General features: G+C 64.1%; 16 protein-coding genes. 5 read left to right on the forward strand and 11 right to left on the reverse strand.

All coding sequences use genetic code 11. The features are described from left to right. Positions 1-275: 275 nt before the first annotated feature. Complete coding sequence (locus tag ACM43_RS31775; protein WP_271545399.1) at positions 276-425, reverse strand: hypothetical protein; 150 nt, start codon at positions 423-425, stop codon at positions 276-278. A 266-nt stretch (positions 426-691) separates the two neighbouring features. On the opposite strand from ACM43_RS31775, the gene ACM43_RS31780 reads away from it, so the two are divergent. The 3 genes from ACM43_RS31780 (at position 692) to ACM43_RS31790 (ending at position 6,042) form a co-directional block, all read left to right on the forward strand. Then, positions 692-2,146 carry a Spy/CpxP family protein refolding chaperone gene (locus ACM43_RS31780; protein ID WP_271545401.1) on the forward strand — a complete coding sequence of 485 codons (1,455 nt, stop codon included), beginning with the start codon at positions 692-694 and terminating at the stop codon, positions 2,144-2,146. A gap of 100 nt (positions 2,147-2,246) precedes the next feature. Further along, positions 2,247-2,633, forward strand: a complete 387-nt coding sequence (locus ACM43_RS31785) for a YybH family protein (RefSeq protein ID WP_271545403.1) — start codon at positions 2,247-2,249, stop codon at positions 2,631-2,633. 37 nt (positions 2,634-2,670) lie between these two features. Continuing rightward, the gene (locus tag ACM43_RS31790; protein ID WP_271545405.1) at positions 2,671-6,042 is read left to right on the forward strand and encodes an AAA family ATPase; all 3,372 of its coding nucleotides are present in this window, start codon (positions 2,671-2,673) and stop codon (positions 6,040-6,042) included. 124 nt (positions 6,043-6,166) lie between these two features. On the opposite strand, the gene ACM43_RS38670 is transcribed toward ACM43_RS31790, so the two are convergent. From ACM43_RS38670 to ACM43_RS31840, 10 genes are all read right to left on the reverse strand, one after another. Further along, on the reverse strand, positions 6,167-6,508 hold the full coding sequence (locus ACM43_RS38670) for a hypothetical protein (protein WP_333919950.1): 342 nt from the start codon (positions 6,506-6,508) through the stop codon (positions 6,167-6,169). Between the two features lie 16 nt (positions 6,509-6,524). Beyond that, entirely contained in the window at positions 6,525-7,388 is an 864-nt protein-coding gene (locus ACM43_RS31800) for a sugar phosphate isomerase/epimerase family protein (RefSeq protein ID WP_271545407.1), read from the reverse strand. Then, complete coding sequence (locus ACM43_RS31805) at positions 7,388-8,578, reverse strand: dihydrodipicolinate synthase family protein (protein ID WP_271545409.1); 1,191 nt, start codon at positions 8,576-8,578, stop codon at positions 7,388-7,390. Before ACM43_RS31805 ends, ACM43_RS31800 begins: the two co-directional genes overlap by 1 nt. A gap of 129 nt (positions 8,579-8,707) precedes the next feature. Then, complete coding sequence (locus ACM43_RS31810) at positions 8,708-9,859, reverse strand: Gfo/Idh/MocA family protein (protein ID WP_271545410.1); 1,152 nt, start codon at positions 9,857-9,859, stop codon at positions 8,708-8,710. Beyond that, on the reverse strand, positions 9,856-11,250 hold the full coding sequence (locus tag ACM43_RS31815) for a hypothetical protein (protein WP_271545412.1): 1,395 nt from the start codon (positions 11,248-11,250) through the stop codon (positions 9,856-9,858). Before ACM43_RS31815 ends, ACM43_RS31810 begins: the two co-directional genes overlap by 4 nt. Before the next feature lie 202 nt (positions 11,251-11,452). Continuing rightward, positions 11,453-12,283 carry an ABC transporter ATP-binding protein gene (locus tag ACM43_RS31820; protein WP_271545667.1) on the reverse strand — a complete coding sequence of 277 codons (831 nt, stop codon included), beginning with the start codon at positions 12,281-12,283 and terminating at the stop codon, positions 11,453-11,455. 14 nt (positions 12,284-12,297) lie between these two features. Continuing rightward, the gene (locus ACM43_RS31825) at positions 12,298-13,290 is read right to left on the reverse strand and encodes an ABC transporter substrate-binding protein (RefSeq protein WP_271545413.1); all 993 of its coding nucleotides are present in this window, start codon (positions 13,288-13,290) and stop codon (positions 12,298-12,300) included. Positions 13,291-13,346: 56 nt separating this feature from the next. After that, positions 13,347-14,156 (reverse strand): ABC transporter permease, encoded by an 810-nt coding sequence (locus tag ACM43_RS31830; protein WP_128263494.1) that lies wholly within the window; start codon positions 14,154-14,156, stop codon positions 13,347-13,349. Positions 14,157-14,479: 323 nt separating this feature from the next. Continuing rightward, positions 14,480-15,187, reverse strand: a complete 708-nt coding sequence (locus ACM43_RS31835) for a TetR/AcrR family transcriptional regulator (RefSeq protein WP_271545416.1) — start codon at positions 15,185-15,187, stop codon at positions 14,480-14,482. A gap of 175 nt (positions 15,188-15,362) precedes the next feature. Further along, positions 15,363-16,211: a VOC family protein gene (locus ACM43_RS31840; RefSeq protein WP_271545419.1), complete on the reverse strand. Its 849-nt coding sequence runs from the start codon at positions 16,209-16,211 to the stop codon at positions 15,363-15,365. A gap of 213 nt (positions 16,212-16,424) precedes the next feature. Here ACM43_RS31840 and ACM43_RS31845 point away from each other — a divergent pair, with 213 nt between their 5' ends. Next, on the forward strand, positions 16,425-17,318 hold the full coding sequence (locus tag ACM43_RS31845) for a sugar kinase (protein WP_157281072.1): 894 nt from the start codon (positions 16,425-16,427) through the stop codon (positions 17,316-17,318). Positions 17,319-17,324: 6 nt separating this feature from the next. Further along, a complete protein-coding gene (locus tag ACM43_RS31850; RefSeq protein WP_271545420.1) occupies positions 17,325-18,233 on the forward strand; it encodes a ribokinase in 909 nt (302 codons plus the stop codon). Positions 18,234-18,361 lie beyond the last annotated feature (128 nt).

The following is an 18,361-nucleotide window of genomic DNA, read 5'->3' on the forward strand; positions in this document are numbered from 1 at the left end:
TGGCTGCGTCGGAAGATCGCAATGCCAGCCGTGGCCAAGGACGAACGATTCCACGGTCTGTGCGTTGAAAGTCGTGGGCCATTACGAGTTGGGAGCTAGGATCATGCTTCCGCGTGGCGTTTGCCTGACGGCTGTTTTGGTTGGCGTCTCGATGCTGACGACGAGCGCGTCGGCTCAGGGACCTCACGGACACGGACGGGGTGGAGGACCACCAGGACCAGCCGCAGCGCCGCCATCAGCACCACCGGCCATGGCACGCCCGGCAGCACCACCGGCTATGGCTCGTCCAGCCGCACCGCCAGCAGCACCGCCAGCGATGGCACGTCCGGCCGCTCCGCCAGCCATGGCGCGTCCGGCGGCTCCGCCAGCCATGGCGCGTCCGGCCGCGCCGCCAGCCATGCCGCAGCGACCGGCGATGGCGCCACGTCCGGCGCCGCACATCGCCTCACCGCCACCGCGTCCGACCCCACAAATCAGTGCCCCCCGAGCCGCCCCGCAGGTGGCAGCGCCCCGGCGCGAATTCCAGCGCCCGCCGGCAGCGCCGCAACGTCCGGCGATGGCGCCGCAGCCGGCGCCGCATATCGCCGCCCCTTCGCGCCCAAGTGCCCCCCCGGCCGTGAGCGAGCGATCGGGACCGCCGCGTGAGATGCTTTCGCGCCAATCCGCGGAACGCCAAGACCGCATCGACCGCTTGCAGCAGCGCGTGCAGCAATTGCAATCGCAGAAGCCGGAAGGCGCAAGGGCGCAGCAACAGCAGCAACGGTTGCTGCAGTCGCAGAGCCGTCTTCTGGAGCGCGAGCAACGCGTGCAACAGCGTTCGCAGCAGGTGGAGCAACGGCAGCGCGACATGCTGTCGCGCCAAACAACGGAGCGCCAGGCCCGCATCGAACGCCTGCAGCAGCGGGTGCAGCAATTGCAGTCGCAAAAGCCGGAAGGCGTGCAAGCGCAACGGGCGCAGCAGCGAATGCTCCAGGCGCAAAACCGCTTGCTTGGCCGAGAGCAGCGCGCGCAGCAAATTGACCTGGCGCGCCAGCAGCGGCTTGGGCTGCAGGCTCCGGCGGAGCGCGCTCCGGCACTTGCAGCCGCTGCGCAGGCCGCCGAGCGCGGACGGTTCGCGGAACGCTTCCGCGAGCAGTCCACTGCGCTGACCCAAGCGGCTCTCGTCACGCGCCAAAGCGGCTGGGCACCCCGGCAGGCCTGGCGTCACCGTCATCCCGCGGTGTTCGTGGCTTGGCTTGGGCCCGTGTTCTGGCCTTACGCCTATTCCGACATCTTCAACTACACGTTCTGGTCCTATGGCTACGAGCCCGGATATTGGGCGTACGCCTATGACGACTTCGTCGACACCGTGTTCTGGGGCGGTGACGGCCCTTACTCCGCTTATGCTAGCACCAACCCGTATGACACTCCGCAAGCCGGCGGCGGCTACCGCGCGCGCCAGCGTGCCAGCGTGAGCCCGCAGACGCTTCAGCAATTGTGTGCCACGCCGGACAAGGGCGTGACCGCCTGGCCGCTTGCCGATATCGCACAGGCGGTGCGGCCGACGCCGGAGCAACGCGCATTGTTGGATGAGCTGAAGACGGCGGCGGCCAACGCTGCCGGTGTGTTCAAGGATTCCTGCGCGGAGACTTATGCACTGACTCCCCCTGGCCGCTTGCGCGCGATGATGAACCGCATCAGCGCGACGCTTGAAGCCGTCAAGATCGTTCGTCCGGCACTGGAGAATTTCTACAACTCGCTCAGTGACGAGCAGCAGGCCCGCTTCAACGCGCTTGGCCCCAATGTCGGCGAGCGCTCGCCGCAGCAGCAGGAGGCGAGTAGCGAGGGCTGTGGCGATCCGAAGTCCGGGCTCACGCAGTTGCCGATCCAGAGGATCGAGGCTGTGCTCCACCCGGCCGGCAAGCAGAAGGAGGCGCTCGACCGCCTCAGTGAAGCGACGGCGAAGGGCGTTGAAAGCCTACAGGCAGCCTGTCCGAACGATGCCCCGCTGACACCTGTCGGACGGCTGGAGACGATGCAGCATCGGCTCGAGGCCATGTTGACCGCCGCCAAGCTGGTCGAACCCGCCCTGGACGAGTTCTATGCCACGCTGAGCAGCGAGCAGAAGGCGCGCTTCAACAGGCTGCAACAGGTCGCAGGCCAATGAGGGCGTCGCGTTCTCTCGGTTCAATTTACGCAGCGGTCGACCAAGCGGGGTGACGCAATCGTTCTCCAACGAAAGCAAGCCCGCGATTGAGGGAGGGATCATGACAGCCTTAGCTTCCTCCATAAAACACGACATTGCTGCGGCGTACGCCGCGTGGGATTCAGCATTCAACAAGGCAGATGCCAGGGCTATCGCGGCGACTTACGTGCCAGACGCCAAATTGTTGCCGCCAACGCATCAAGTGATATCCGGTCCGACAGAGATCGAGAGCTTCTTTGCTGGGCTGTTTTCAAGCGGATTCACCGATCACAGGTTGGTCGTCATCGACGCCGGCGGAGATGAGAAGATCGTCTACGGCACGGCCCATTGGAGCGCCAACGGTAAGACAGCGGATGGCGCCAGCCAACCTGCAGGCGGGATCGCAACCCACGTGTTTGAGCGTCAGGCAGATGGTTCGCTGAAGCTGAAGTTGCATACGTTCAATTGAGCTGACCGTTGCCTGATGCGGCACGAGGAGGCTTGTCGTGGATATCGCGCAATGGCTTTGCGGTCTCGGGCTGGAGCGCTACATAAAGACCTTTTGTGACGCTGAAATCACGTCCGAAATTTTGCCAGAACTGACCGAAGCCGACCTGCGGGAGCTTGGCTTGCCACTCGGCCCACGCAAGGCTGTGCTAAAGGCAATCCATGCACTCGCTCCGCCGATCGCCCCGGTGGCTGTCAACGCCAATGGACCTGCCGACTACGCGAAGCCATCGATCCCTTCGGACGCGGAGCGTCGACAGCTCACAGTCATGTTCGTCGACCTGGTCGGCTCGACGGCACTTGCTTCAGGGCGGGATCCCGAGGAGTTGCGTGACCTCTTGCAGGCCTACCATAACACCGTGGTGGGCGAGATCGACCGATTCGAAGGCCACATAGCCAAATTCCTGGGCGATGGCGTTCTCGCTTATTTCGGCTGGCCGCGGGCGCACGAAGATGAGGCGGAGCGCGCCGTTCGCGCCGGGCTTCGAGTGACCAAGGCGGTCGCATCCCTTACCGAACCGGGTGGTGCAGCGCTCGCCGCTCGCGTCGGCATCGCAACCGGTCTGGTCGTGGTCGGCGAGCTGATTGGCGAGGGAGAGGCTCGCGAGCGCGCAGTCATCGGCGAAACACCAAACCTAGCCGCCCGACTGCAAGATCTGGCCAACCCAAGTGATGTGGTGATTGCGGAATCGACCCGCCGCCTACTCGGCGAAGCTTTCACGTACCACGACCTCGGCACGGTGCCTCTCAAAGGTTTCCCGGAACTGGTGCAGGCGTGGCTTGTCATTGGTGAAGGCGCGGCAGAGAGCAGGTTCGAGGCCCGGCATGGCTTGGCAACGACCGCACTGGTCGGACGGAATGAAGAACTTGCATTGCTCCTGGATCGCTGGGAGCGGGCGAAAGAGCGGGAAGGACAGATCGTCCTGCTCGGCGGCGAAGCCGGCATTGGCAAGTCGCGGCTCGTGCGAGCCTTACGCGACCAGGTCGCCCGTGTGCCGCACACGCCGCTGAGCCATTTCTGTTCACCATTTCATACCAACACCGCTCTGTATCCCGTCGTTGGCCTTCTTGAACGGGCAGCGGCAATACGGCGGGAGGACGCTTCCGACGAACAGCTCGATAAACTCGAGGCCATGCTCGCGCTTGGTGCGGACGATGTGCATGAGAGCGCGCCGGTTCTCGCGGATCTCTTGGCAATCCCGACCGGGGAGAGATACCCGCCCCTCGCACTCAGTCCGCACCAGAAGAAGGAGCGAACCTTCCAGGCCCTTCTGGAACAGATACAAGGCTTAGCGGCAAGACAGCCAGTGCTTGCCGTCTACGAGGACGTCCATTGGGCGGACCCTACTATGCTCGAATTCCTCGATCGGCTTGTCGACGAGGTGCAGCGACTTCCGATTTTGATGATCGTTACCTTCCGGCCCGAGTTCATTCCGCGCTGGACGGGTCATGGACACGTGACAGCGCTCTTTCTAAGCCGGCTGGGACGTCGGCAAGGGGCGGCAGTCGTTGACCGGATCACGGGCGGCAAAACACTCCCTCAGGAGGTGCTTGAGCAGATTCTGGCCAAGACCGACGGCGTGCCGTTGTTCGTCGAGGAGCTCACCAAAGCCGTCGTCGAATCCGGTCTGCTCAAAGACCACGGCAGCCGTTATGAGCTGATCGGCCCATTACCGCCGCTGGCGATCCCGACGACGCTGCAGGACTCCTTGATGGCCCGGCTTGATCGATTGGCGCCGGTCAAGGAAGTTGCCCAGATTGCAGCTTGCATCGGACGCGAATTCGGACACGATCTTCTGCGCCTTGTAACGGCGCTCGACGAGCACGCGCTCCAGCATGCTCTCAATGACCTATTGGCCGCGGAACTGATATTCCGTCGTGGCGTACCTCCGAATGTCGGCTACAGCTTCAAACATGCGCTGGTGCAGGACATCGCGCACGAGAGTCTTCTAAAGAGCAAGCGGCAGCAGATCCATGCCCGCATAGCTGCAGCTCTCGAACAACATTACCCTGCCCGTGCGGAGGCGGAGCCGGAGACAATCGCTCTGCATCTCACCGAGGGTGGACTGGCAGGAAAGGCGGTGGATTATTGGCTGCGGGCCGGCCGCATTGCGGCCGGGCGTTCCGCAAATCTCGAAGCGATCACTCATCTCACAAGGGGGCTGGAGGCACTCAGGTCCAATCCACAAGGGCCGGAGCGCGATCGCCAGGAGCTCGCTCTGCAAACAGCAATCGGAGGTCCACTGATTGCCATTCACGGATACACGGCTCCGCAGCTTGGCACAGCCTTCAGCAGGGCTCATGCGCTCTGCTATGAACTCGACGACACGGGCGCCTTGTTTTCCACCCTTAGCGGCAAATTCATCTTCCACTTCGTGCGCGGCGACTTTGCTGCCATGCAGAGCCTCGTTGCCGAGGCGCAGCGCGCCGCCGAGCGCACCAGTGACACAGCGCTGGAACTAGCTGTGCATCGTCTGGCCGCGCTCACCGCCATGCATGCCGGTGATTTTCTGACCGCACGCTCGGAGTTCGAAACGATCTTGAGTCGCTATCAGCCGGAGGCGCATCGGCCGCCACCTGTGCACTACGTACATGACCCAAAGGCCTCGGCGCTACCCTACTTGGCGATTGTGCTTTGGGTTCTGGGTTACCCCGAACAGGCTCAGCGGACTAGCCGTGCCGCATCTCAATACGCTATTGAGTTGAATCAGACGAACCTTACCGCGCATGTGCAGGTCTATGGCGGGGCGGCCACTGCGGAGCTAATGGGTGACGTGGCGGCCGTCAAAGCGCACGCCGAGGCCATCATCGATCTCGCCGATCAGAACAGCTTGAACTATTGGCGCGAGAGCGGCCTCATCCTGCGGGGCTGGGCCATGGCCCAAGAGGGCAACGTGGAGGGCGGCCTGGCGCTCATGCGCCTCAGTCTCAACGAGCGGAACAGGCTCGGAGCCAGTTGGTACCAGGTTCGGTACTTATGGATGCTCGCGGCCACCTACCTCCACTTAGGTGACCACGACAACGGCGTCGCTGCCCTTGCCGAAGCAAAGGTCCTTGCCGCCCGCAGCGACGAGCATATGTGGGAGGCAGAACTTGCATGCATCGATGGCGAACTGCACCGAATTCGCGGTGCTCCAGCTGACGAGGTCGAGGGGTATTTGCAAACTGCACTCAAGGTCGCCCAAAGCCAGAGCGCAAAGTCCTTTGAATTACGTGCCGCAATGCATTTGGCTCGGCTTTGGCGCGACCAGGGTAGGATAGCCGACGCGCGGTGCCTTCTTGGCTCGGTTTACGGCTGGTTTACGGAAGGCTTCGAAACGCCGGACCTTCGTTCCGCCAAGGCGCTCATGGAGGAGCTTTCCCAATCATGATCGCGCGCCTTTTCAAGCTTCAGACGTTGCCGTACAGCGAGCACACGGGTGATACGGCAACCCTCTACTTGCGTGATTTTATGAGTACACGGCCTTTCCTCACGCGGCGGAAATCGTCTTCCGCTCAGCACTTCGCATCTGTGATCGCTTGAGGCTGCTCTACCTCATTCAAGACGATGGCGTTGCATTGTTGGAAATGGGAAGATAGCTCGAGGTCAGCCAGATGATCCCAGTATTCTGCCTCTGCGAGCAGCTTCCATTTGTTCATGCTGTTGTACGCGGCCTGTTGACGGCACAGTGAGCTCATCGCACGCAAGCGTCGCACTTTCTCCACTGCGAACCTCCCTCCGCGCCTGCTTGGTTGCAAGCGCATTTGTGTCGTCAGAGCTTCGCAGATCGAATTGACGAGTGATAGTTCGGGATTCAACGGAAAAATCGATGATAGCGCAATCGTCTGACTTTTCACGAGACACTCGAGGCAACTACACCACCGTTCTATGCCGCGTGATGCAGGTGCGAAGCACCTCGTCCATCGGCTTGCCCCACCAGTCGTTGGAGAAAATCTCGATCTCGGAATAGCCGGCAAAGCCCTGCGCTTCGACGGCCGCGCGCACCGATTTGATGTCGATGACGCCGTCGCCCATCATGCCGCGGTCGTTGAGGATGTCTTTTGTCGGCACCAGCCAGTCGCAGACATGGAACGCCAGCAGGCGGTCCCGGCCGGCGCGTGCGATCTGGTCCATCAGCTCCGGATCCCACCAGATGTGATAGACATCGAGCGCGACGCCGAGCATGCCGGTGCGGCCGGGATCGAGCCGGTCGCAGATATCGAGCGCCTGCTTGGTTGTGTTCACGCAGGCGCGGTCGGCCGCATAGGCCGGATGCAACGGCTCGATCGCCAGCGGCAGCTTGGCTTGCCTCGCGTAGTCGAGCATGTCAGCGAGCGCTTCCTCGACTTGCCCGCGCGCTGCCACCAGATCCTTCGAAGCCTCACTGCCCGGCCGCGAATATTGCGGCAGGCCGCCGACGACGAGGACGATGCAGGGCGCGCCTAGTGCCTTGGCTTCATCGACACAGCGCCTGTTATCGTCGCGCACTTCGCCCCGGCGCGAGACATCCGAGGTGAACATGCCGCCGCGGCAATAGCCTGAGAGATCAAGGCCAGTCTCGCGCACCGCGCGCGCGGCGCGGTCGAGACCGACGTTCGCGACCTGGTCACGCCAGGGATCGATGGCTCGGATGCCGTGACGTGCGCAGGCATCGATAATCTCGATGAGGTCACCCTGCTTGCGGACCGTCGCCGTGTTCAGCGACAGCCAGCGGTGATCGGACGAAAAAGCGCGCATCAGGATTCGATACCGTGGGTGGCGAGCACGGTCTTCATCCGTTGCGTCGCGAGTTCAGGATTGGCGAGCAGGCCGGCCTTGTCGGCGAGACGGAACAGCTCGGCGAGATGCAGCGTGGAGCGGGTGCTCTCCTGTCCGCCGACCATGGTGAAATGATCCTGGTGGCCGTTGAGGTAGGCCATGAAGACGACGCCGGTCTTGTAGAACCGCGTCGGCGCCTTGAAGATATGACGCGACAGCGGCACCGTCGGGCCCAGCACGTCATGGAAGCCAGCCTCGTCGCCGGCCGCCAGCCGCGACAGCGCGTAGGACGCCGCCGGCGCGATGGCATCGAAGATGCCGAGCAGCGCGTGCGAAAAGCCTTCGCTGTCGCCGGCGATCAGCTCCGCGTAGTTGAAATCGTCGCCGGTGTACATCTTGATGCGCTTGTCGAGCCGGCGACGCATGTCAATCTCGCGCTGCTTGTCGAGCAGCGAAACCTTGACGCCGTCGACCTTGGCGGCGTTGCCGTTGATGATGGCGACGGCAATGTCCATGGCCTTGTCGAGATCCCTCGTGCCCCAATATCCCGCCAGCGCCGGATCGAACATGTCGCCGAGCCAGTGGATGATGACGGGCTCACGGACCTGCGAAAGCACGCGATCATAGACTTTGGCGTAGTCGTCGGCATTGCGACCGAGTTTTGCGAGGGCCCGCGAGGCCATCAGGATGATGCGGCCGCCGACTTTCTCCACCGCCGAGATCTGCTCTTCATAGGCGCGGATGACGTCGTCGAGGTTTCTCGCGTCCTCCACTGCGAGATGATCCGTGCCTGCACCGGAGAACACCAGCGCGTTGCGGCGCTTGGCGGCGGCGACGGAGCGCGTGATCAGCTCCAGCGAGGTCGGCCAGTCCAGCCCCATGCCGCGCTGCGCGGTGTCCATGGCTTCGGCAACGCCGAGACCGAGGTCCCAGACGTGCTCGCGGAAGGCGATGGTCCTGTCCCAGTCGACCGCGGCCGACAGCCAGGGATCGTTGTCGGCGAAGGGATCGGCAACGGTGTGCACGGCCGAGAAGGCGATGCGGTTCAGCGGCCCTTCGAGCTTTGCGGGAAAGGTGCGCGAGGCCGCGAGCCGATAGGTCTCGATCGAGCGATCGGGCTTGGGGAGCTTCAGCGACAAAGACGACATCGGTTGGACTGGCTTGTTCATGATTTCGAACCTCTCCTCGTCATTGCGAGCGAAGCGAAGCAATCCAGACTGCCTCCGCGGAAAGATTCTGGATTGCTTCGCTTCGCTCGCAATGACGGCTCAGTAGACATCGGGATTATCCGACTGACCTCAAACCTTGATGGGGGCGACGTCGATCCAACGCCGCTCCTTCCAGCTCTTCAGCGCGCATTCGGCGAGCTGCACGCCCTTGGCGCCTTCGAGCAGCGTGAACTTGTAAGGAGCGTCCTCGTAGACGTGGCGGATGAACATTTCCCACTGCTCTTTGAAGCCGTTGTCGTAGGTGACGTTATCGGGCAGCTTCTGCCAGTCGCCGTAGAAATCGTGCAGCCGCTTCTCGTCGGGATTCCACACCGGGCGCGGTGTCGCCTGCCGCGCCTGGATCATGCAATCGGTGAGTCCCGCGACCGCCGAGCCGAGCGTACCGTCAACCTGGAAGGTGACGAGGTCGTCGCGATAGACGCGCGTGACCCAGGACATGTTGATGTGGGCGATGATTCCGCCTTCGAGCTGGAACGTGGCGTAGGCGGAATCGTCCGCGGTCGCCTTGTACTTCTGGCCCTGCTCGTCATAGCGCTCGGGGATATCGGTGTTGCCGATGCAGCTCACGCTCTGGACGTTGCCGAAGAGGTTGTCCAGCACGTAGCGCCAATGGCAGACCATGTCGAGGATGATGCCGCCGCCATCCTCATCGCGATAGTTCCAGGACGGCCGCTGCGCCTCCTGCCAGCCGCCCTCGAATACCCAATAGCCGAACTCGCCGCGCACCGAGAGGATGCGGCCGAAGAAGCCAGAATCGCGCAGGAAGGCAATCTTCTTCAGGCCCGGCAGAAACAGCTTGTCCTGCACCGTGCCGTGCTTGACGCCCTTGGCATTGGCGAGCTTCACGACCTTGACGGCTTCCTCGAAATTGGTCGCGATCGGCTTCTCGCAATAGACATGCTTGCCGGCGTTGATGGCCTGGGTCAACAGGCCGGGCCGCGCCTGCGTGGTCGCGGCGTCGAAGAACATGGTGTCGTTCTTGTCGGCGAGCGCGGCATCGAGATCGGTGGTCCAGCGCGTGATGTTGAAGCGCTTGGCGAGCGCCTCGACCTTGTCGGCGCTGCGGCCGACCAGGATCGGATCGGGCATGACGCGGTCGCCGTTCTTCAAGCGGACGCCACCCTGGTCGCGGATCGCGACGATCGAGCGGATCAGATGCTGGTTGAGCCCCATGCGGCCGGTGACGCCGTTCATGATGAGGCCGAGGCGTTGCGTGGTCATGCCAATTGCTCCTGAGATCTTGGCTGGGCGAGCGGGCGCAATGCCGACCAGTCCGGATGGACCGACGAGGCGAAGCCCGCGCAATGAAGCGATCCCGTCAGGAGATCGCCGTCGTGAATGGAGAGGCGGATGCCCCGCCCGGCATCGGCATAGAGATCGGGATGCGCGGCGGCGTAGGCCTGAGCTTCTGCTATGGGCGTTTCACCAAAGCCATCGACGTAGTGGTGGCCGTTGCGTTCGGCATGGGGAACGCCAAGGAAGGCGCCGAGCGCAAGATCCTGCTGCAGGGCAAGGCCCGCCTGGCAGGTGAGATCCTCGCCGGTGACGAAAAAGGTCTCGCCCTCCGCGGTCCATTTCGCTGCGCGCGTGGCGTTGATGATGGACTTGTAAAATCCCTTGCAGGATTTCGAGGAGATGCCGCGATAGCCGAGCGCCCGTGCTGCCGGGAACGCGTCGTAGGAATCGTCGGCTTCGTCGATGATGAAGCCACGTGTGCCCAGCGCGCCGAGCGGCGATCGCCGCGTGATGTCGCGCGGCATCGGCTGCTCGACATAGAGCAGGCGCGCGGCAATCGGGCGTAGCGCGGCGTCGCGATTGAGCCCGTCCATCAGCGCCTGTAACGCGGCGAGGTCCGCATATTGCTCGTTGGCGTCGAGCGTCACCCTGGTGTCGTCTTCGAGCGTCGCGAGCTCCTTGCCGATGCGGGCAAGCCGTGCCGCATCGGCTGCGGGATCGCCCGATAGTTTGAGCTTGAAATAGCGCGCACCGCCGTTCTCGCTGCGATCGGCAACGCCGCCGGTCCCTTCCACGACATCATCGAGGCCGACGGTGTGCCTGACGGCAACGCGCGCCAGCGCCCCCCGGCCGGCGAGGAACGTCCGGATGTCCCTCTCGCTCACGTCAGGAGATAGTCGCGCATCGATGCCGGCGATGTTGCCGGCCATGCCGTCGAAGAAGTTGGCCTCCGCACCGCGCAGCAGCGCGTCGAGGATCGCCTTGTCGATCTCAGCGGGGCCATAAGCCGCCGCAAGGGCCGGAATGTTCTCCTTCGCACAGATTGCGACCTGGGCACCGATGCATGAGGCATGCAGATCGAACGCCGTCTGGAATCCGGTCCGTGCCAGATAGAGCCCTCGCGCGATCTGAAGCGAGCGTCGCAGACCGTCCACCGTCTGCGCCGGCGACAGCTCCGGCCGCTTGTCGAACCATTTTGGCACCAGCAGTTCGGCGCTGGCACCGACCGCGGTTCCCCTGCCCTCGACCTCGATCTCGGCCCGCACGAACAGCTGCGGCGTCGCGTTGATCGTGATCGCACCGAAGCGGAACGGCCGCGCGAACTGCACGGGACGTTCGAAGAAGGCGATGTCTCGCAGCTTCAGGCGGGAGGACATGGTGTTAACTGGCTTCCGAGATGTCGCGCAGGCGGCGGTGCACCTCTCCCGCTTGCGGGAGAGGTCGGCGTGCAGCGCCGGGTGAGGGTTTTCTCCTCTGGGGGAGTGTCCCGATGTGGAGACACCCTCTCACCAGCCCTCCCCCGCAGGCGGGGGAGGAAGCGCACTGTGCTTGCCGCAATCGACGAGAGTCCCACGGCCGTCAATCCAACGCCCCTTGCGAGAAGAAATGCTTGCGGATGCGCTGCACGAGCTCGGTGAACACCGGGTCTGCCATCGCGTCGAGCGAGCGCGGACGCGGCAGCGGCACGTCGTAGATCGCGGCGATCGCGCCGGGGCGCTCGGTCATGACCAGCACGCGGTCGGCGAGGAACACGGCTTCCGGAATCGAATGCGTGATCAGGAGCACGGTCTTCTTCGTCTCACGCTGGATCCGCATCAATTCGACATTCATGCGCTCGCGTGTCAGCGCGTCGAGCGCGCCGAACGGCTCGTCCATCAGCATGATTTTCGGGTCGTGCACCAGCGCGCGGCAGATCGAGGCGCGCTGCTGCATGCCGCCGGAGAGCTGCCAGGGCAGCTTCTTCTCGAAGCCTTCGAGGCCGACCAGCTTCAGCAGCGACTTGGCGCGGTCGAGATATTCCTGCCGCGGCAGCCGCTTCATGTCGATCGGCAGCATCACGTTGCCCAGGATGTTGCGCCAGGGCAAGAGCAGCGCGTTCTGGAACACGATGCCGACATTGCCGTGCGGCGTCGTCACCTTCTGGCCCTCGACCAGGATCTCGCCCGTGGTCGGCGCCAGCAGGCCCGAGATCAATTTGAGCAGCGTGGACTTGCCGCAGCCGCTTGGTCCGACCACGACGAAGAACTCGCCGTCATTGATGTGGAAGTCGAGCGGCCGCAGCGACGGCACATCGCCGTCGCGCGTCCGGTAGGTCTTCGACACGCCCGACAGCTTGATGCCCGACGCATCGCCGGCAGCCCGGTCGCTCACCAGTCTCAGATGAGCGGCCGACTGCGCGGTTTCACTCATGACAGTCGCAGGTTTCACGAGCCGCTCTTCGGCAGGTAATCGCTGGTGTAGAAAGCCTTCGGGTTCTCCTTGGCCTTGGCGTCGAGGCCGCCATATTCGACCAGCAGGTTGACGGTCTCGGTCATGTTCTGGTCGGTGACCTGGAACGGACGCTTGCCCTTGGTCTCCGCGGTCCGGTACAGCGGGATGGTCAGCTCAAAACCCTGCGTCAGCGTGTCGATCTTGCCGCCCTTGGGGTTGGCATCGAGGATCGACTGCGCCGCCGCCTTCGGCTCCTTCTCGGCGGCCTCGACCGCTTTCGTGGTCGCTGACATGAAGCGGCGGACGAGATCGGCATTGGCCTTCACATAGTCGGTATTGGCGATGACGCCCGAGGAGACCATGTTGATGCCGTAATCGGCGAACTTGATGGGGTAGACCTCCTTGCCCGTCGCGTCCTTGATCTTCATCGACTGGTCCATGACGTAGCCGAGCAGAAGATCGGCCTGGCCGTTGATGACGGCGTTGAGCTTGGTCTGACCGTCGCCGGCGACGGTCTTGAAGTCGCTCTCCTTCAGGCCCGTCTTCTTCAGGAACAGCGGCCAGATCTGGGTCATGGAGTCCGCGGGCGTGATCGCCACCGTCTTGCCCTTGATGTCCTCGGGCTTCCTGATGTTCTTGTCGGCGAAGCCCATGGCGGACATCGGCGAGGTCTGCAGCAGCACGCCGGTTGCAACCACGGGCGCGCCCTTGATCGCGGCGCGCATCATGGTGGGGACGTCGACATAGCCGAAGTCCGCGGTCTTGGCGGCAACCGCCTGCGTGGTCGCAGCCGAGCCGCGGCCTTCCTGGATCTCGAGCTCGATGCCTTCGGCGGCGTAGATGCCCTTGGCCTTGCCGTAATAGAACGGCGCGTGCTCGCCATAGACGTACCAGTTCAGCATCAGCACGACCTTGTCGGCTGCCTGCGCCGGCATGGCTGCGAACGCCATCAGTGCTACGGATGCAGCTCCAATCAACCGCTTCATCGTTTCTCTCCCTTGCCGTTGTTGCGTCGGCCGTTGGCGGCCGCTCGTTGCTTTAGTCAGGATGCAAAGATCACGTCCTCGCGCTGGCTGACATGCCAGGGAATGACCAGCTTCTCGATGCGGTCGACGATCCAGAACAGGACCACGCCGAGCAGCGCCAGGATCACCAGCGCCGCGAACATCGTCGGCAGGTCGAAGGTGCCGATCGAGCGCTGCATCACGTAGCCGATGCCGGAATTGGAGCCGACGAACTCGCCGACCACCGCGCCGACCACGGCCAGCGTCACCGACACTTTGAGGCCGGAGAAGATCGCCGGCAGCGCATGCGGCAGGTTCACCGCGCGGAACACCTGCAAGCGGCTGCCCTGCATGGCGCGGGCGAGATCGACCATATCGGGATCGACCGATTTGAAGCCTTGCACCGCGGAGACCACCACCGGGAAGAAGCCGAGCAGGAACGCCGAGATCACCTTCGGAATGATGCCGAAGCCGAACCAGACCACGAACAGCGGTGCGATCGCGATCTTCGGCACCGATTGCGAGAACACCAGCAGTGGATAGATATAGCTCTCCACCGTCTTCGAGCCCGCGATCAGCATCGCGACGGGAATGCCGAACAGCGCCGACAGCAGGAAGCCGCAGACGGTCGCATAAGTGGTCGGCCAGGACTGGCGCAGCAGCTCCGGCCATTCGGTGCGCAGCACGGCGACGACGTCGAGCGGCGCCGGGATCTGGTACGCGGGGATTCTGAACAGCCGGATCGCGAGATCCCAGGCGACGACGATGAAGACCAGGAACAAGAACGGCCGAACCCAGGCTGCATTCAGCAGCTTGGAAACAGCGTTTTGCGGCTTCGGCTCGGCCAATTTTCACTCCCGGCAGTCTTCTTCATTATGGGGAGAAATTAACCCGTTGGATAAATACTGTCCAGAGCTTTCCCTGTGACGTTTTGTGCTCGAGGTTCCGGGAGCTTTTGGGGACCGGACTATCGCCTTCCGTGTCCCGGACGCGCTGCAATGTAAGCGTTGCTGCGCTGCGTCCGGGGCACGGGGGCGGAGTGAGGTGCACGCCGCTTCCACGTGGTCATTGCGAGCGCAGCGAAGCAATCCAGAAACTTTCCGCGGAGACAGTCTGGATTGCTTCGCTGCGCTCGCAATGACGGAGCAAGGCGCCCCATCATGGCTACGAGCTACACCGCCTGCACGATCGCGGCGCGCGACTTCGGCGTCTTCGCGATCTCGAACAGCGCCGCGGATTGCCCCGTCAGCGCGGCCAGCACAAGGCCCACCATATGCGCCAGCCGCTCGTCCTTGGCTTTCTTGTCCAGCAAGTCGCGGCCGAAGATCACGCTGAGCGTTGCCGAATTGGAGAGATAGAAGAAGCTGAGCGCCGCGATGGAGATGTAGAGCTGCACCGGATCGACCGCGACCTGGAAATCGCCGCTCTCGACACCGCGGCGCACCACGGTGCGGATCATCTCGACGAAGGGCGAGTGCATCGACTTGACCTTGGTCGATTTCTTCAGGTGCTTTGCGCGCGCGAGGTTCTCGGTCTGCAGCAGCGACAGGAATTCGGGATTGCGCAGGAAGTAGTTCCAGGTGAACTCGATCAGGCGGCGGATCGCCTCGGGGGGATCGAGATGTTCGAGGTCGAGCCCCCGCTCCTCGCTGCGGATCTTGTCATAGGCGCCTTCGAGCACGGCGAGATAGAGCTCGTCCTTGTTGCCGACGTGATAGTAGAGCATGCGCTTGTTGGCGCCGGCCTTGGCCGCGATGCGGTCGACGCGTGCGCCGGCAAGACCATGGGCGGAAAACTCCTGCTTGGCGGCTTCGAGAATGCGCAGCCGCATCCCCTCGGGGTCGCGCTGCCATTTCAGAGTTCGCTTTGCCTTCGCCAAACCGGGTGCTCGCTGGGTGCTGACAAGACGCGTGTAGCACGCGAGCGTGCGTTTGAGAACGTCTCGTCATTCCGGGGCGCGCCTCTTGGCGCGAGCCCGGAATCCATTTGGCGGCAGAGTCAGTCGCGAAATGGATTCCGGGTTCGATGCTACGCATCGCCCCGGAATGACAGAATCAATCCACCGGCTTCGGCGAGCGCTCCAGCAGCACGGTCTGAATCCCGCAGGTGCCGCTCCGCACGGTCATGATGCGCGTGCCCGGCTTGCGGCCGGTGCGGACCTCTGAAACGTCGAGTCCGCTCGCGATCAGGCGGGCGCGGGTGGCGTCGATGTCGCCGACCCGCCAGCTCAGGCCCCAGAGCCGGTCATGCGCGGGATCGCCGCCCGCGACCGGGCGGCGCACCACCTCGACGATGAGGTCGCCGCAGCGGAAGAACATCAGCTGGCCCCAGTCCTGGTGCGAGCGGTCGAGCGCGAGATCAAGGCCGAGCCGGGCGCCGTAGAGCGCGGCGGCGCGCTCGGAATCCTCCGTGGTGACGACGACGTGGTCGAGCCCCTCGATCGGCGCGATGTCGGTCACGGCGGACTTCGGACGCTCGTCGGCCAGCTCCAGGAAGAACATGCGCACGCCGCGCGTCAGCTCGGTGGCGGCCCGCGTGCGCTTCCAGTGCAGCACGGCGTCGGTGCCGGCGTCGCTGCTCTCGACCTCCGCGACCGGGTCCGGCCTCAGGGCCACCCGCTCCAGCCGGCGGTGCATCTTGCCGATGTCGGCGACGCGAAAGCACAGGCTGGCAAGCACGCCCTCCTGGTCGCCGAGCAGTGCGCGCATGCGGTCGGCGGTGACGCTGAAGCCGTGAGGGGCCATCAGCTCGATGGTCATATTGTAGAGGGTGAACAGCACCCGGTCGGCGCCCTCGCCCGAGTTCTGCCAGGCCGGCGCGCGGGCGAGCAGCGTCTGATAGGCCGCCTTGGCCGCGCCGATATCGCCTACGAGAACGACGATGTGATCGAGGCCGGTGATCATTCTGCACCCCTTTTTGTGGACCGGGAACCCCGGGAGCGGAAGACGGCGTTTGTCCGGGCTTGGCATGGGCCAGTGATGGTCGTATTCCCGGACCATGCTGACCTCAAGCGCTTCGGGCGGCAGTTTTGCGAATAATTTCAGCGTCCCTCCGGAGCGGAACCGGTGCTAGAGTAATCTCGCCGGCCGGGACCACAAGCGCATCACGGACAAGCAATGCAGGCTCTCTTCATCGGACAGACCTATATCGACGTCGTCTTCATCACCGACCACATGCCGACCGGCGACGAGAAGCACGTGGCGCGTGACTACGCGGTCTCCTTCGGCGGCAATGCGGTGACGGCGGCGTTCTGCTGCGCCAAGCTCGGCATCGTGCCGGACCTGATCGCGACCGCAGCCAATGACTGGCTGGGGCGCATGTTCCAGGACATGTGCGCGAAGTACGGCATCTCGCTGCATGGGCGCAAGGTCAACCAGTCCTCGCTCTCCTTCATCATGCCCAAGGACGGCAAGCGCGCCATCGTCCGCTGCCGCGACGACGAGCACATCCACCCCTTTCCGATGCTCAATCTCGGCGGCTGCCGCGCGCTGCATGTCGACGGCCACCAGCCGGATGCCGCCATCCACTACGCCAAGGTGTGCCGCGAGGCCGGCATCCTGACCTCGCTCGACGGCGGCGGCCTGCGCACCAACACCCATGAGCTGCTGGAATTCATCGACGTCGCCATCGTCGCCGAGCGCCTGTGCGAGCAGATGGATCTGACGCCGGAGAAGATGCTCGACTATCTCAAGAGCCGCGGCTGCAAGATCGGCGGCGTCACCATGGGCGAGAAGGGCCTGTTCTGGTACGACGAAACCGGCACGGTGCAGGTGATGCCGGCGATGCCGATCCCGCGCGAGCGCGTCATCGACACCAACGGCGCCGGCGACGTCTTCCACGGCGCCTATGTCTATTCCTACCTCGCGCATCCCGGCAAAAGCTGGCGCGAGCATTTCGACTTTGCCCGCGCCGCTTCCACCTTCAAGATCCAGCGCCTCGGCAACGAGGCCGGCTTGCCGACGCTGGTCGATATCGCCAAGGTCAGGCACGAGTTCGAGGTCAGGGTCTAGAAAGAGATGGGGCGCGTCTTCGTCGCCGGCAGCATCAACATGGATGTGGTGGCCACGGCCGATCGCCATCCACGAATCGGCGAGACCGTCGCCGGCCGCCAGGTACTGTATTTTCCGGGCGGCAAGGGTGCGAACCAGGCCGTGGCGGCGTCACGGCTCGGCGCACGGACCACGCTGATCGGACGGCTGGGCGGGGATTCGTTCGGCGCCGAGCTGAAGGCCTTTCTCGGCGCGCAGGGCATCGACCTCGGCTATGTCGTGGAGACGGCCGAGGCGCACACCGGGACGGCCATCATCACGGTGGCCGAGGCCGACAATACCATCGTCGTCGTGCCCGGGGCGAACGGGCTGGTCGGCGCCGATGACGTCAGCGTCGTGCCGCTGCTGAAGGGCGACGTCGCCGTCAGCCAGTTCGAGATTCCGCTGCCGACGATCGCTGCGTTCTTCCACCGCGCCCGCGCGGCGGGGGCGGTGACAGTGCTGAACCCGGCGCCCGCGCAGAAGATGCCGGTCGAGCTGCTGGCGCTGGTTGACATCCTCGTCCTGAACGAGACCGAGCTCGGTTTTCTCGCAGGCAGCGAGCTGTCGGACGACGATGAGGCCGCGAAGATCATCGACGTCGCGCGAAAACTTCAGGCGCGCGAGGACCAGACCATCTGCGTCACGCTCGGCAAGCGCGGCGTGCTCGCGCTCGCCGGGCGCGAGGAGATCTCGGTTGCCGGCCGTGTGGTGAAGGCACTCGACACCACCGGCGCCGGCGACTGCTTCGTCGGCGCGCTCGCCGCGCAACTCGCGGACGGCGCAGCCTTGCGCGACGCGCTGAGATTCGCCAACGCCGCCGCCTCGATCAGCGTGCAGCGGATGGGCGCCGGACCGTCGATGCCGACGGCGGCCGAAGTGACGGCGGTGCTGTAGAGGCCTCTTCGCCTCTCCCCGCTTGCGGGGAGAGGTCGGAATTTTGCGAGAGCAAATTCCGGGTGAGGGGGACTCTCCGCGAGTCCGACTGCCATCGTATGCGCAGAGAAAGCCCCTCACCCCGACCC

The organism is Bradyrhizobium sp. CCBAU 45321, assembly GCF_028128975.1.
GTDB lineage: Bacteria > Pseudomonadota > Alphaproteobacteria > Rhizobiales > Xanthobacteraceae > Bradyrhizobium > Bradyrhizobium yuanmingense.